This is a genomic window from Nocardiopsis chromatogenes YIM 90109, from assembly GCF_000341185.1.
Taxonomy (GTDB): Bacteria; Actinomycetota; Actinomycetes; order Streptosporangiales; family Streptosporangiaceae; genus Nocardiopsis_A; species Nocardiopsis_A chromatogenes.
Genome location: NZ_ANBH01000018.1, coordinates 1 through 12,990 on the forward strand (window position 1 = coordinate 1; position 12,990 = coordinate 12,990).

Annotated in this window: 11 protein-coding genes; all 11 read right to left on the bottom strand. The window is 74.4% G+C overall.

Going from position 1 to position 12,990, the window contains the following annotated elements:
- Positions 1-675: 675 nt before the first annotated feature.
- The 11 genes from D476_RS0101420 to ftsW all read right to left on the bottom strand — a co-directional run bounded on the left by D476_RS0101420 (position 676) and on the right by ftsW (position 12,716).
- Positions 676-2,064, bottom strand: a complete 1,389-nt coding sequence (locus tag D476_RS0101420) for a hypothetical protein (RefSeq protein WP_017622201.1) — start codon at positions 2,062-2,064, stop codon at positions 676-678.
- Positions 2,065-2,129: 65 nt separating this feature from the next.
- Positions 2,130-3,041 (bottom strand): DivIVA domain-containing protein, encoded by a 912-nt coding sequence (locus tag D476_RS0101425; protein WP_017622202.1) that lies wholly within the window; start codon positions 3,039-3,041, stop codon positions 2,130-2,132.
- A 164-nt stretch (positions 3,042-3,205) separates the two neighbouring features.
- Positions 3,206-3,511 (bottom strand): YggT family protein, encoded by a 306-nt coding sequence (locus D476_RS0101430; RefSeq protein WP_017622203.1) that lies wholly within the window; start codon positions 3,509-3,511, stop codon positions 3,206-3,208.
- A gap of 36 nt (positions 3,512-3,547) precedes the next feature.
- Complete coding sequence (locus D476_RS0101435) at positions 3,548-4,078, bottom strand: cell division protein SepF (protein WP_017622204.1); 531 nt, start codon at positions 4,076-4,078, stop codon at positions 3,548-3,550.
- Between the two features lie 124 nt (positions 4,079-4,202).
- Positions 4,203-4,967, bottom strand: coding sequence for a YggS family pyridoxal phosphate-dependent enzyme (locus D476_RS0101440; protein ID WP_017622205.1), 765 nt, complete (start codon positions 4,965-4,967; stop codon positions 4,203-4,205).
- A 195-nt stretch (positions 4,968-5,162) separates the two neighbouring features.
- Positions 5,163-5,885 carry a peptidoglycan editing factor PgeF gene (gene pgeF / locus D476_RS0101445; protein WP_017622206.1) on the bottom strand — a complete coding sequence of 241 codons (723 nt, stop codon included), beginning with the start codon at positions 5,883-5,885 and terminating at the stop codon, positions 5,163-5,165.
- A gap of 137 nt (positions 5,886-6,022) precedes the next feature.
- Positions 6,023-7,459 (bottom strand): cell division protein FtsZ, encoded by a 1,437-nt coding sequence (gene ftsZ, locus D476_RS0101450; RefSeq protein ID WP_017622207.1) that lies wholly within the window; start codon positions 7,457-7,459, stop codon positions 6,023-6,025.
- 437 nt (positions 7,460-7,896) lie between these two features.
- Positions 7,897-8,700, bottom strand: coding sequence for a cell division protein FtsQ/DivIB (locus D476_RS0101455; RefSeq protein ID WP_017622208.1), 804 nt, complete (start codon positions 8,698-8,700; stop codon positions 7,897-7,899).
- 52 nt (positions 8,701-8,752) lie between these two features.
- Complete coding sequence (gene murC / locus D476_RS0101460) at positions 8,753-10,183, bottom strand: UDP-N-acetylmuramate--L-alanine ligase (RefSeq protein WP_017622209.1); 1,431 nt, start codon at positions 10,181-10,183, stop codon at positions 8,753-8,755.
- Entirely contained in the window at positions 10,180-11,346 is a 1,167-nt protein-coding gene (murG, locus tag D476_RS0101465; protein ID WP_017622210.1) for an undecaprenyldiphospho-muramoylpentapeptide beta-N-acetylglucosaminyltransferase, read from the bottom strand. The genes murC and murG overlap by 4 nt, the downstream gene beginning before the upstream one ends.
- On the bottom strand, positions 11,343-12,716 hold the full coding sequence (gene ftsW / locus D476_RS0101470) for a putative lipid II flippase FtsW (RefSeq protein WP_017622211.1): 1,374 nt from the start codon (positions 12,714-12,716) through the stop codon (positions 11,343-11,345). Before ftsW ends, murG begins: the two co-directional genes overlap by 4 nt.
- Between the last annotated feature and the right edge of the window lie 274 nt (positions 12,717-12,990).

Consider the following 12,990-nt stretch of genomic DNA (forward strand, 5'->3'; position numbering starts at 1 on the left):
TTCACCGGAGCCCCCGCCCAGCGCCCCGCTATGCCCGATATGCCCCACACCGGCGGCCGCCACGAGCGCGGACCACCACCCGCCCACCCGGCCGCGCCGCCCGCCCCGACCACGAGGGGCCCGCCACCCGGCAAGCGGGGCCCGGGAACCGCCCGGCTCACCCCGTCGCCGCCCTCCCCGGTGACCACGTACACGCCATGCGGACGACAACGCTGCTGGAAGGGCCGCCGCCCCGAGTCGTCGCCGCTTTCTTCCTTGCGCTCCGATGGCCTGCCGCCCGGCCGAAGCCCGCAAGCGGGGGACCTGCTGGGCCGCCGACCCGGACCATGAGGAACCCGCCGCCCGGCAGGCAGCGCCCGGGAACCGCCCCGTTCACTCCGTGGCCGCCCAACACGGCGACCACGCACACCCCCGCCACCCGACGACGCTGCGGCCAGGGCCGCCGACCTTGCCTCGTCGCCGCCCCTGCATTGCACTCCGGCACACCTGCCAGACGGCCGGGGCACTGAGCCGGGGGCTGCTGTGCCGTTGCTCTCGAACGCAACTCTTACTCCGCGCACGGTGGCGCCACCGCGTAGGGCATCCCGCCGGGGCCCGACTGATCCGCTCGGAAGGAAATGGAAGGGATCGGCGCGCGGCAACCCGCGTCCGCGCTGCGTAGGGCGAAGATCGGGGCTAGGCGCCCGGGTCCTTGCGCTTGAGGCCGTCGACGAATTCCGAGAAGGACGGTTCGTCCGGGTCCTCTGCGCGGGATTCGGCCGGGACGTCGCCGGTCTCCTCCGGCTCGTCCGGGGCTTGGCCTTCGGGTGCCTCGGCGGGGGCCTCTTCAGAGGACGCGGCCGCCGTCGCCGCGTACCGGGTTCCGGCCGCCTCCGCCGCCTCTGCCTCCGGCTCCTCATCGAGGGCGGGCAGGGGCTCGGGCTCCGGGGGCTCGGAGGCGTCGTCGCCGCTCCGCTCATCGCCGCCGCTGGCCGCGTCTTCGATGTGCCCGCTGCCTTCGGCCTCTCCGGAGACCTGTTCCGACACTGCGTCGGGGACGTCGGCACCGGCTGCCTGCTCGGTGGCGGGCACCTCGTCCTCGGCGTCTTCGGCGAGCGCGGGCTCGACGGCGCCGGACTCCGGGAGCTCCGCGGCGGATGTGTCCGATGTCGCCTCGGATGCCTCCGGTGCGGCCTCGGATGCTTCCGGCACGTCTGCGGCGGGAGCGGTCTCGGCTGTCGCCTCCGGCGCGGACGTCTCCGTCGTCGCAGGCGCCTCCGGCTGTGCGGGCTGCTCCGCTGTCGCGGGCCCTGCGGGGGTCGACGCCTCTTCGTCGGCGTCCGGCTGCTCCCCGCTCTCGGGCGGGGTCGGGTGGGAGCCGGTGCGGACGGGGTCCTCGGCGGTCGGCCGTCCGGCTGCCTCATCGGCGGCCGGGGAGCCGTGCTCTGCGGCTGCCTCGTCGGCGGCTGGGGGCTCGTGCTCTGCGGCCGGGGGGTCCTGGCCGTCCTGGCCATCCGGGCCGACGTCCTGGCCGTCCGGGGCGTCGCCGCCGTAAGTCTCGGGGGGTCGGGGGGTGGTGGGTGAGGAAGGCGTGCCCGGTCCGTCCTGCGCGGCCGGGCCGGGATCAGGGGCCTCGGTCGATCGCTGGCCGGGTGCGGCCGCCGTCGCGGCGGCCACGGAACCCTGGGAGGCCTCTCGTTCCTCTCGTGTCGCTCCGGAGGGCCGGTCGTCGCCGCCGACCGCTCCGGTGCCCGGGCCTTCGCCGACCGCCCCGGGGGGCGGGGTCGGGCCGGCGGCCCCTGGGGGCCGATCCGGGCCGACCGCGGTGGGGACGGACGCCTTCCCCAATCCGTCCGTCCGTGCATCCGCGCGTTCGCGGGTGCCTCGCACCGCAGTCGCGACCCTCGATCCCGCCTCGCTGATACCGAGCTCTCTGCGGCTGCGCACCGCTTCGGCGATCAGCAGCACCGCACCGGCGCCGCCGAGGACCAGCGCGATGTACACCAGGCTCGCCTGGGCGAGCAGCACGGCGATCGCGATGAGGAGCAGGGCCGCCGTCAGGGCGACGAGGCTGCCGAGGATCAACACTGGTCGAGAGGGCCTTTACTGGTGGTTCCGTCGGTGGTGGGCACTGTGGCCCGCGGCCGCGCTCAGCGGCGCTCGTGCGGGGCCTCGCCCGGGTGGAATCCGCCGTGCGGCGCCGGCTCGGGCTGCTGCTGGGCGAACGGGTTGCCGCCGGCCGGAGCCGCCGGGCCGCCGTGCTGCAGCGCCGGGCCCGCACCGGTGGGCGCCGACATCGTCTGGAAGCCGCCGGTGGTGTTCGGGTTGGCCGGGGCCCCGCTGGGCTCCTGGCCGCCCTCGTTGAGCTCGCGCAGCTGGCGCTCGAAGTAGTCCTTCAGGCGGCTGCGGTACTCCCGCTCGAAGTCCTTCAGTTCGGCGACCTTGTGCTCCAGCTCCTCGCGCTGCTGCACCAGCGAGCCCATGACCTGGCGGTGGCGCTCCTGGGCGTCGCGGTCCAGGTTCTCGGAGCGGGCGCGGGCCTCGTTGACGATCTGCTCGGCCTGGCGGCGGGCCTTGCCGAGGATGTCGTCGGCCTCGTGGCGGGCGCGGCCCAGGGTCTCGTCGGCCTCGCGGCGGGCGTCCGAAATGGCCTGGTCGGCGGTCTGCTGGGCGAGGGCCAGGACACGCGCGGCGGTGTCCATGTTCTCCTCGGAGCCCGGCAGGCCCATCTGCGCGGCCATGGCGGGGAGCTGCTGCTCGACCGCCTGCGGCGCGGGCGCGGGCGCGGGGGCCGGAGCGGGCTCGGGCTGCGGCGGCTGCTGCGGCTCCGGCTGCATCTGCTCCTGCGGCTGCTGCTGGAAGTCCTGCATGCCGGCGTTGGGCACCTTGCCCCGCAGGCACTCGGCCAGCTTGCCCCGAAGCTCCTCGTTCTCCTGGATCAGCCGGTCGAGCTCGGACTCCACCTCGTCGAGGAAGGCGTCGACCTCTTCTTCGTCGTAGCCCGGCCGTAGCCGGGTGGTACTGAACTGCTTGTTCCGCACATCCGCGGGTGTCAGCGGCATGTTCGTCTCCTTGGCGCGCTTGGACTCCGTCCGTAGGGACGCTACCTGATCGTGACCTTACGGCAATCCGGATCATGACCAAGACCACATATCGGAACCGGAGCTTACCCGTCCGACATGTATGCCTTTCCGACAAGGGCCGTCGCCGGGCTCCGGCCGCGCGGTCACACGGTCACGGTCGAGTACATGGCGAACCGCACGACCTGGATGAGGATCACCACGAAGATGAAGAGGATGGTGAAGCTCAGGTCCAGCGCCACACTGCCCAACCTGACGGGCCTGATGAACCTCCGGAGGAACTTCAGCGGCGGGTCGGTGACGGTGTAGATGCTCTCCGCGAGTACCAGAGAGAAGCCCGAGGGGCGCCAGGACCGGGCGAAGGACTGCACGAGTTCGAACACCAGCCGCCCTATCAGCACCAGCATGAAGAGGTTCAGCAGGAGGAAGAGTACGTACAGGACGATGCTCACGGTCGTTCCCCGACCCAATCTGTGTACAGCCGTGGTCTAGCTCTGGTTGAAGAAGCCTCGCTCGGCGATCCGTGCCTTGTCTTCAGCGGTCACCTCAACATTAGCCGGTGACAGCAGGAACACCTTGTTGGTCACGCGCTCGATGCTCCCGTGCAACCCGAAGATCAGCCCCGCCGCGAAGTCGACCAGACGCTTGGCGTCGCTGTCGACCATCTCGGTCAGGTTCATGATCACCGGGGTGCCCTCCCGGAAGTGCTCTCCGATCGTACGCGCTTCGTTGTAGGTACGCGGATGGAGCGTGGTGATCCGGGCGAGGTCGGCCATGGCGGTGGCCGCCGAGGCCCGGCGCTCGCCCGTTCCGCCCGCGAGCGGGGTACGGTCCTCGCCGTCGCTCACGACGTCGGCGCGCAGATCGCCGCCATGCGGGTCGGTCTCCCGCTCCCGCCGGTCCTCGACGCCCTCTTCGAAGTCGTCGAAGTCATCATATTCGTCCGCATAGCGGTGATCGTAGCGGTCGTCCTCCACGAGGCCGAGGTAGACCGCCATCTTGCGCATCGCGCCGGCCATCTCATGTCCTCCGTCGTCCCTGTGGTGCGGCACCGCAGAAGACTTCTCTGAGTCCGCCCGGGTCCGCCGATCCCCGCGCTGCGGGCGAACTCGACAGATGGGCGCCAAGGTCCATGTGGGGACATTACCCCACGTTCGGACCCCGATCACCGAGCAACGCCGTACCCACCCGCAGGTGTGTCGCGCCGTGTTCGATGGCGCTCTCCATGTCCCCGCTCATGCCCGCGGATATCACCTTGGCCTGAGGGTAGCGATCCCGGATGTCGGCCGCGACCGCCCGGAGCCGGGCGAACGCCGCCCCGGGGTCGCCCCCGCGCGGCGCGACGGCCATGACTCCGCCCGGTTCCAGCCCCTCCTCGGCGGCGATGAGGTCGGCGACGCCCAGGGCGTCGCGCGGGTCGGCGCCGCCGCGCGGGCCGATCACCCCCGCCTGGGAATCGGCGTCCAGGTTGACCTGGACCAGGCAGGTGAGCGGGCGCCCCTCGGCGCGGGCCCGCGCGCCGAGCGCGGTGACCAGGCGGCCCCGGTCGACCGAGTGCACCACGTCGGCGTAGCGTGCGACCGAGCGCGCCTTGTTGGTCTGCAGCTGCCCGACGAAGTGCCAGGTGAGGGGCAGATCACCGAGTTCGGCGGCCTTGGCGGCCGCCTCCTGGTCCCGGTTCTCCCCCACCTCGGCCACCCCCAGGTCGGCGAGGATGCGCACGTCGGAGGCGGGATAGGTCTTGGTGACGGCGATGATCGTCACATCGGAGGCCGGCCGCCCCGCCTTTTCACAGGCCGCGGCCGCGCGCTCGCGCACCGCCTCCAGGTTGGCGGCGATGGTGGCGCGGCGCCCGGCCGCCTCCCCGTTCCGCGCCTGCTCCGCCCGTCCGCCGTGCTCCGCTGTCATCGCTCTTCCTGCTCGTCGTGGCTCGTACTCGTCCGCCCCGGTCGGCGGCGTCTGTCTCCCCGGCCCGGGGCCCGTGGCCGGGTTCGCGGCCGGGACCGTTCCCGGCTCCGTCGACCGCCCCGTTCCCGGCTCCGTCTACGGACCCGTTCCCGGTCCGCTCCGGATGCGGGTACGGACCGGCGCCTCTCCGGCCCCTCAGGCCCGCCACACGTAGGCGGCCAGCCGCCCGGTGGGGGCCTGCCTCCGGTGGGAGAACAGGTCCGGGTCCTCGTAGGTGCACCTATCGTCCACCGTGACATGGCCGACTCCGGCCGCCCGGAGCTGGGCCCCGACCGCGGCCCGCATGTCCACGGCCGGGGTCCCCTCGCGGGTGGCCGACGCCCCCTCTGGGGTGTGCGCCGCCAGCTCGTCGCGCATGTGCGCGGGCACCTCGTAGCAGCGGCCGCAGATGGAGGGCCCGAGCGCGACCGTGATCCGCCCCGCCTCGGCCCCCTGCCGCACCATCTCCTCCACCAGCGCGGGGGCCACCCGCTTGATGGTGCCGGCCCGGCCGGAGTGGGCGGCGCCGATCACCCCGGCTCCGGGGTCGGCGGCGACGATCGGCAGGCAGTCCGCGGCCAGCGCGGCCAGCACCAGGTCCTCGCGCCCGGTGACCACCGCGTCCACCCGCCCCGCCGTCCCCGGCGCGTCGGCGACGGCGACGTCGGCGCTGTGCACCTGGTCCATCCACACCACCCGGGTGTGGTCGAAGCCGAGGCGGGCGGCGGCGGCGCGGCGGTTCTCCTCCACCGCGGCCCGCTCGTCGGGCACCCCCGCGCCCAGGTTGAGGGTGTCGAACGGCGGGGCGCTCACCCCGCCGTCGTAGCGGCCGGTGAATCCGGCGAGTACGCCCGGTGCCAGCTCGAATGCGGCGCTCATGGCCCTCCCTGGTGCCTGGGGGTGGTGCTCCTGGACGCGAAAAAGCGTACCGGCGGCGGGGGGTCCCCCCGCCGGTACGCGGGGTCCGGCGGGGGGCCGCGGGGCGGGGCGCCGACCGCGCCCGGGGCCCACGCGGCTCACTTCAGGAAGTCGGGCACGTCCAGGTCGTCGGGGTCGTCGAAGATGACCCGGCGCCGCGGGGTGGGCACCTCGCCGGGCCGGGAGAACCCGTCGGTCCCGGTGCGGCGGGCGCCGTTCTCGCCGACCGCGTGGATGCCGCGGGGGCGCGCCTCCTCCTCCGGCTCGGGCTCGGCCTCCGGCTCCTCCTCGGCGGCCGGTTCCGGCCGCTGGGCGGGCTCGGCGCGCGGCGCAGGCTCGGGCTCCGGCTCGGCGGGCTCGGGGGCGCGCTCCTCGCGGACCGGCTCCGGGGCGGTGCGGGCCGCCTGCTCGGGCTCGGGGCGGGGGGCGGGCTCCGGGCGCGGCGCGGGCTCGGCGGCGGCCGGTTCCGGCCGCGCGGCCGGCTCGGGCCGGGGCGCGGGCTCGGCGCGCGGCGCCGGGTCCGGCCTCCGTTCGACCTCGGGCGGCGGTGCCGCGGCGGCGGCCTTCGGCGGGCCGGGCGCCTCGGTGCGCGGTTCGTCGAACCCGGCGGCGATGACGGTGACGCGCACCTCGTCGCCGAGGGCGTCGTCGATGACCGCGCCGAAGATGATGTTGGCCTCGGGCGCCGCGGAGTTGGCGACGAGCTGGGCGGCCTCGTTGATCTCGAACAGGCCCAGGTCCGAGCCGCCCTGGATGGACAGCAGCACCCCGTGCGCTCCGTCGATGCTGGCCTCCAGCAGCGGCGAGGATATGGCCATCTCGGCGGCGGCGACCGCCCGGTCGTCGCCGCGTGCCGACCCGATCCCCATCAGCGCCGAACCGGCCCCCTGCATGACCGACTTGACGTCGGCGAAGTCCAGGTTGATCAGGCCCGGCGTGGTGATCAGGTCGGTGATGCCCTGGACACCGGAGAGCAGCACCTGGTCGGCGGCCTTGAACGCGTCCAGCACGCTGACCTGGCGGTCGGAGATGGACAGCAGCCGGTCGTTGGGGATGACGATGAGGGTGTCGACCTCCTCGCGGAGCATCGCTATCCCCGACTCGGCCTGGGTGGCGCGGCGCTTGCCCTCGAAGCCGAAGGGCCGGGTGACCACGCCGATGGTCAGCGCCCCCAGCGAGCGGGCGATGTTGGCGACCACGGGCGCGCCGCCGGTGCCGGTGCCGCCGCCCTCTCCGGCGGTGACGAACACCATGTCGGCGCCCTTGAGGACCTCCTCGATCTCCTCGCGGTGGTCCTCGGCCGCCTTGCGGCCCACGTCCGGGTCGGCCCCGGCGCCCAGTCCCCGGGTCAGCTCGCGGCCGACGTCCAGTTTGACGTCGGCATCGCTCATGAGCAGCGCCTGAGCGTCGGTGTTGATGGCGATGAACTCGACGCCCTTGAGTCCCTCTTCGATCATCCGGTTGACGGCGTTGACGCCGCCGCCGCCGATACCGACGACCTTGATGACCGCGAGGTAGTTCTGCGGTGCTGCCACGACGAGGGGCCTTTCCGCTCGCATCGGCCGGTCGCGTCCGAGTCGTCGGCGACCGCGGCCTGCGCCGCGCTCCCCGACCGCGGGTCGGGCCGACCGGTGTCCGGTTCTACAGTCTTTCGTGCGGCGGCCCCGGGCCGACCGCCGCCGGCCGGACCGCCCAGGGGGTGGGCCCCCGGCCCCGGCTCTCCGGGGCCCATGGGACGTTCGCCCCTATCGGTTCGAGTCCATACTTATGTCAACCATGGTCCGCCTCCCGACAGTAGGCCGCGGCCTCCCGACGGGCAACCAACCAGGTGTTCAGCCTAACGGCGTGTCGGCTCCGGAAGCGATGCGCCGTCCCGGCGCGTCGCGTCTGGAATGTCCCGGCGCCGTTTCCCCGCCGTACCCGGGCCGTGTCCCGGCGGTGACCGCGGGTCCCCGCCGCCGCGCGTCCGCCGTCAGCCGACGACGGCCATGTCGGCGGCGCTGACGTCGTAGACGCGGTCGGCGGCCGGGGGGTGCTCGCCCACCAGGACCTCCAGCACCCGGGCCTTGCGCGCGCCGTCGCCGGCGTCCCCCCACTCGACCGACGCTCCCCCGTCGAGCTCCACGGTGATGGAGCCGGGGTCGCGCGCGTCGATGGCGGTGATGCGCGCCTGCGACTCGGACAGCGCCCCGTCCAGGGCCTCGGCGACCGAGGCCGCCGCGGCCACCCCCGGGTTGCCCTCGACCTCCCCGCGGACCTGGGCCAGCGGGTAGGCCCCGGGGCGCGTGTCGGCGTCCTCGATGCGCACCCCGTCGTGGTCGACGAGGCGGAAGCCGTCCCCGGCGCGCACCGCCAGGCGCGGTTCGCGCTCGGTCACCCGGACGGTGAGCGCGGCGGGCCAGGAGCGCTCCACCTCGACCCGTTCGGCCAGGCGGAGCCGCTCGGCCCGCCCGGCCGCCGCCTCGGTGTCGACCCGGGCCAGCGGGGTGCCGGTGGGCACCGACAGCGCCCGCACGACCTCGGCCCGGTCCATCCGCTCCAGGCCCGCGACCCGCACCTCGCGCACCACCAGCAGCCGCGACCCCAGCAGCACCCAGGTGACCACCGCCAGCAGCGCCACGATCAGCAGGATGATGAAGGCGGCCTTCCACGGGTCCGAGCGGGGTGCCGTACGGCCGGCGGCGGCACCGCCGGCCTTCGGCCCGCCCTCCTCGGCGGCCCCGTCGGGCCCGGCACCGCCGGACCCCGCACCGCCGACCACCGCGCCGCGTGCCACCGAAGCACCTTCCCTCCCATGCGTCCCCCGGCGGCCCCGGGCGGGCGCGGCCTCAGGCGCCGCGCTCCTCCAGGGCCTCGACGATCCGCGGGCCGAGCTCGGTGACGTCCCCGGCGCCCATGGTCAGCACGATGTCGCCGGGGCGGGCCAGGGCGGCCGCGGCCGCCACCGCCTCGTCGTGCGTGGCGGGGCGGTGGGCCCGGCCGTGGCCGATCGCGTCGGTGATCAGGGCCGAGGTGACGCCGGGCTCGGGGTCCTCGCGGGCGCCGTAGATCTCCATCACCACGGCCTCGTCGGCCAGGGTGAGCGCCTCGCCGAACTCCTCCGCGAAGATCCGGGTGCGACTGTACAGGTGGGGTTGGAACACCGCCACGACGCGCGCCGGGGCCCCGTCGGCGCCCGGGCGCGAGTCCAGGGCGGCGCGGGCGGCGCGCAGGTCCGCCGCGATCTCGGTGGGGTGGTGGGCGTAGCTGTCGTAGACCGCCGTCCCGGCCGCCTCGCCCTTGGGCTCGAAGCGGCGGGCGGCGCCGGTGTAGTGCGCCAGCCCCTCCACCGCGACCTCGGGGTCGTGGCCGAGCTCGTCGGCGGCGGCGACGGCCGCGGCCGCGTTGAGCACGTTGTGCGGGCCGGGCACGGCCAGGGAGCACTCCAGCGGCTCCCCGCCGGGCGGGGTGAGGGTGAAGCGGGTGGAGAACCCTTCGGCGCGGATACCGCCGACCCGGAAGTCGGCCTCGGGCGCCTCGCCGTAGGTGACCACGCGCAGGCCGCGGCCGCGGGCGGTCTCGGCGACCTTGCGGGCGCCGGGGTCGTCGACGCCCACGACCAGGGTGCGCCCCACCCGCTCGGTGAACGCGGCGAACTCGGCGTGGATCTCGTCCAGGCCGCCGTAGTTGTCGAGGTGGTCGGCCTCGACGTTGGTGACCACGGCGATCTCCGGGGAGAGCATGAGGAAGGAGCCGTCGCTCTCGTCGGCCTCGGCGACGACCACGTCGCCGCCGCCCGCGTCGGCGCCCAGCCCGGTGGTGGTCAGGCGGCCGCCGATGACGTAGCCGGGCTCGGCGCCCAGCTCCTGCAGCACCGTGGTGAGCATGGAGGTGGTGGTGGTCTTGCCGTGGGTGCCGGAGACGGCCACGCCGCGGCGGCCGAGCAGCAGGCTGCCCAGGGCGGCGGCGCGCGGCAGGACGCGCAGGCCGCGTCGGCGGGCCTCGGCCAGCTCGGGGTTGTCCTCGCGCACGGCGGAGGAGACCACCAGGGTCTCGGCGTCGCCGACGTGGGCGGCGTCGTGCCCCACGTGCACCCGCGCGCCCAGCTCCTCCAGCTCGTGCAGCAGGGGGCCGTCCTTGGCGTCGCTGCCGGAGACGGCGCTGCCGCGCTGCAGCAGCACCCGGGCGATGCCGGACATGCCGACCCCGCCCATGCCCACGAAGTGGACCCGGCCCATCTCCTCGGGGCGGACCGGCTCGGTGGGCGGCACGAGGCTCATCGGGCGTCCTTCCCGTCGTCGACGTAGGCGCCGTCGTCATCGTCGTCGTCCTCGGCCACAGGCGGCTCGCCGCCGGGGCGGTCCCCGCGGGCGATGGCCATGACCTCGCGGGCCAGCTCCATGTCGGCCTCGCGGCGGCCCATCCGGGAGGCGGCCTCGGACATGGCCACGACCCGGTCGGTGTCGGTGAGCACCGGGATGAGCTGCTCGGTGATCCAGCGCGCGGTCAGGTCGGCGTTGTCGACCAGCAGGCCGCCCCCGGCCTCGACGATCGGCTCGGCGTTGAGGCGCTGCTCGCCGTTGCCGATGGGCAGCGGGACGAAGCAGCCGGGCAGCCCGACGGCGGTCAGCTCGGCGCAGGTCATGGCGCCCGAGCGGCACATGGCCATGTCGGCGGCGGCGTAGGCGATGTCCATCCGGTCCACGTAGGGGACCACGACGTAGGGGACGCCGTCCCGGGTGCGGTCCTCGGCCTCGTCGGCGTTCTTGGGGCCCACGACGTGCAGCACCTGCACCCCGGCGGCGGTGAGCGCAGGCTGGGCCTGGAAGGCGGCCTCGTTGACCGCCTGGGCGCCCTGGGAGCCGCCGAAGATCAGCAGGGTGGGCAGGTCCGAGCGCAGGCCGAAGTGGGCGCGGGCCTTGTCGCCCATGGCCAGCCGGTCGAGGGTGGAGATCTGCTCGCGCAGCGGGATGCCGATGAAGCGGCCGTTGCGGATCTCGGTGTGCGGGTGGCCGGTGTACACGTGCGGGGTGATGCGCGCGCCGAGCCGGTTGGCCAGTCCGGGCAGCGGGTTGGCCTCGTGGATCACGATCGGGATGCCGCGGCGCCGGGCCGCCAGGTAGCCGGGGGTGGCCACGTAGCCGCCGAAGCCGACGAGCACGTCGGCCTGGAGCTCGTCCAGGCGGTCGCCCGCGGCGCCGATGGCCCCGGCGAGCTTGCCGGGGACCTGCAGCAGCTTGGGGGTGAGCCGCCGGGGCAGGGGGACGGCCGGGATGAGACCCAGTTCGTACCCGCGCATGGGCACCAGCCGGGTCTCCAGTCCCCGCTCGGTTCCCAGGCACATCACCTGGGTGTGGGGGTCGATCCGCCGCAGCGCGTCTGCCAGGGAGAGCGCGGGCTCGATATGCCCGGCCGTGCCGCCTCCGGCGAGGGCTACCCTCATCGTCGCCGATTCCTCCTCGCTTGTACCTGCCCGTGGTCGCCGTCGCGCCGCTCGATCGCGGTGCCCAGGCCCAGCCAGCTTAGAGCCCTTTCCACCCGGCCCGGACCGCGCGCGGCCAGGGCCCTGCGGGCGTCCGGCTCGGTCTTGGCCATGGCCAGAAGCGCGCCCAGGCCGAGCAGGGTCGGGATCAGCGAGGACCCCCCGGCCGACACCAGCGGCAGGGGGATGCCGGTCACCGGCAGGACGCCGATGACGGTGCCGATGTTGACCATGGCCTGCAGCACGATCCAGGCGGTGAGCGAAGTCGCGGCCAGGCGCACGAAGGGGTCGTCGACCCGCGACGCGACGCGGAGCCCAGCGTAGCCGAGGACGCCGAAGAGTCCGACGACGACCAGGGTGCCGACCAGCCCCAGCTCCTCGCCGATGATGGCGAAGATGAAGTCGCTCTCCGGGTGCGGGAGGAACCCCCACTTCTCCCGGCTGCCGCCGATGCCCACACCGAACAGGCCGCCGGTGCCCAGGGCGTACAGCCCGTGGATGAGCTGGAAGCCGGAGCCGCTGGGGTCGGACTCGGGGTTGAGGAAGGAGGTCACGCGGGCCATGCGGAACGGCTCGACCGCGACCATGATCGCCACCAGGGTGCCGACCAGCCCCATCATGCCCACGAACAGCTTGCCCGGGGCGCCCACCACCCACAGCAGTGCCAGGAAGATGGTGAGCAGCACCATGGTGGTGCCCAGGTCGGTGCCGAGCAGCACGAGCAGCACGAGCACGGCGCACCCGGGCATCAGCGGGAAGAGGAGCTGGCGCCACTCCTTGAGCTCCTTGAGTTCGTCCTTGCGGGCGAGCACCCCGGCGCCCCACAGGGCGAAGGCGAGCTTGGCGGGCTCGGAGGCCTGGACCGTGACCCCGCCGATCTCCAGCCAGCGCATGGCGCCGGAGTTGTACTCCTCGCCCTTGAAGACCGTGAGCACCAGGAGCGCGACGGACACGAGCATGGCCGGGTAGCCCAGGGCGCGGAAGACGCGCATGGGCATGTGCGAGGCGAGCACCATCAGCGGCAGGCCCACGGCGGCGGCGGCGACCTGCTTGCGGAAGAGGCTGTAGGGCGAGCCGGTCTCGGTGAAGGAGTCGACCATCGACGAGGACAGCACCATGGTCAGGCCCAGGGCGATGAGCATGGCGCTGCTGCCGAAGATGAGGTAGTAGGAGGTCAGCGGGCGGCGCCCGAGTTCGCGCAGCCAGTTGCCGCCCGAGGCGCCCCCGCCGCCGGACGAGACGCGCGGGGCGCCTCCCGGGCGGCCGCCCGGCGGCCGGGCCGGCGCCGCCTTCTTCTTCCCGGGTGCTCCCCCGCGAGGCACCACCGCCATACGCCACCTCCGCCGCGACACACTTTCCCAGCGTCGACCAAGTCTGGCGGCAACGGTGGCGCAAGCGTCGGACATAACGCGCGTGTTGGGGTTCTTTTCTCCCACACAGGCGAGCAGGACGGGCGAAGGGGCTACTCGGGGATCGATCGGACAGTCCGGGACGGACCGGATCGGGCCCGGGTGCCGCACCGGAATGCCCGTGACGGGGGCCGTCGGGGCGCAGTGGGCCCCTTCGGAGACGGGCCGTCGGAGGGTGGACCCGGCGGCGGGCGGC

What these genes read in the sequence shown, in the direction of transcription:
- D476_RS0101425 (WP_017622202.1), bottom strand. Translation starts at nt 3,041, where the DNA reads ATGCCGCTGACACCCGCGGATGTGCGGAACAAGCAGTTCAGTACCACC.
- D476_RS0101435 (WP_017622204.1), bottom strand. Translation starts at nt 4,078, where the DNA reads ATGGCCGGCGCGATGCGCAAGATGGCGGTCTACCTCGGCCTCGTGGAG.
- D476_RS0101440 (WP_017622205.1), bottom strand. Translation starts at nt 4,967, where the DNA reads ATGACAGCGGAGCACGGCGGACGGGCGGAGCAGGCGCGGAACGGGGAG.
- pgeF (WP_017622206.1), bottom strand. Translation starts at nt 5,885, where the DNA reads ATGAGCGCCGCATTCGAGCTGGCACCGGGCGTACTCGCCGGATTCACC.
- murC (WP_017622209.1), bottom strand. Translation starts at nt 10,183, where the DNA reads ATGAGCCTCGTGCCGCCCACCGAGCCGGTCCGCCCCGAGGAGATGGGC.
- murG (WP_017622210.1), bottom strand. Translation starts at nt 11,346, where the DNA reads ATGAGGGTAGCCCTCGCCGGAGGCGGCACGGCCGGGCATATCGAGCCC.
- ftsW (WP_017622211.1), bottom strand. Translation starts at nt 12,716, where the DNA reads ATGGCGGTGGTGCCTCGCGGGGGAGCACCCGGGAAGAAGAAGGCGGCG.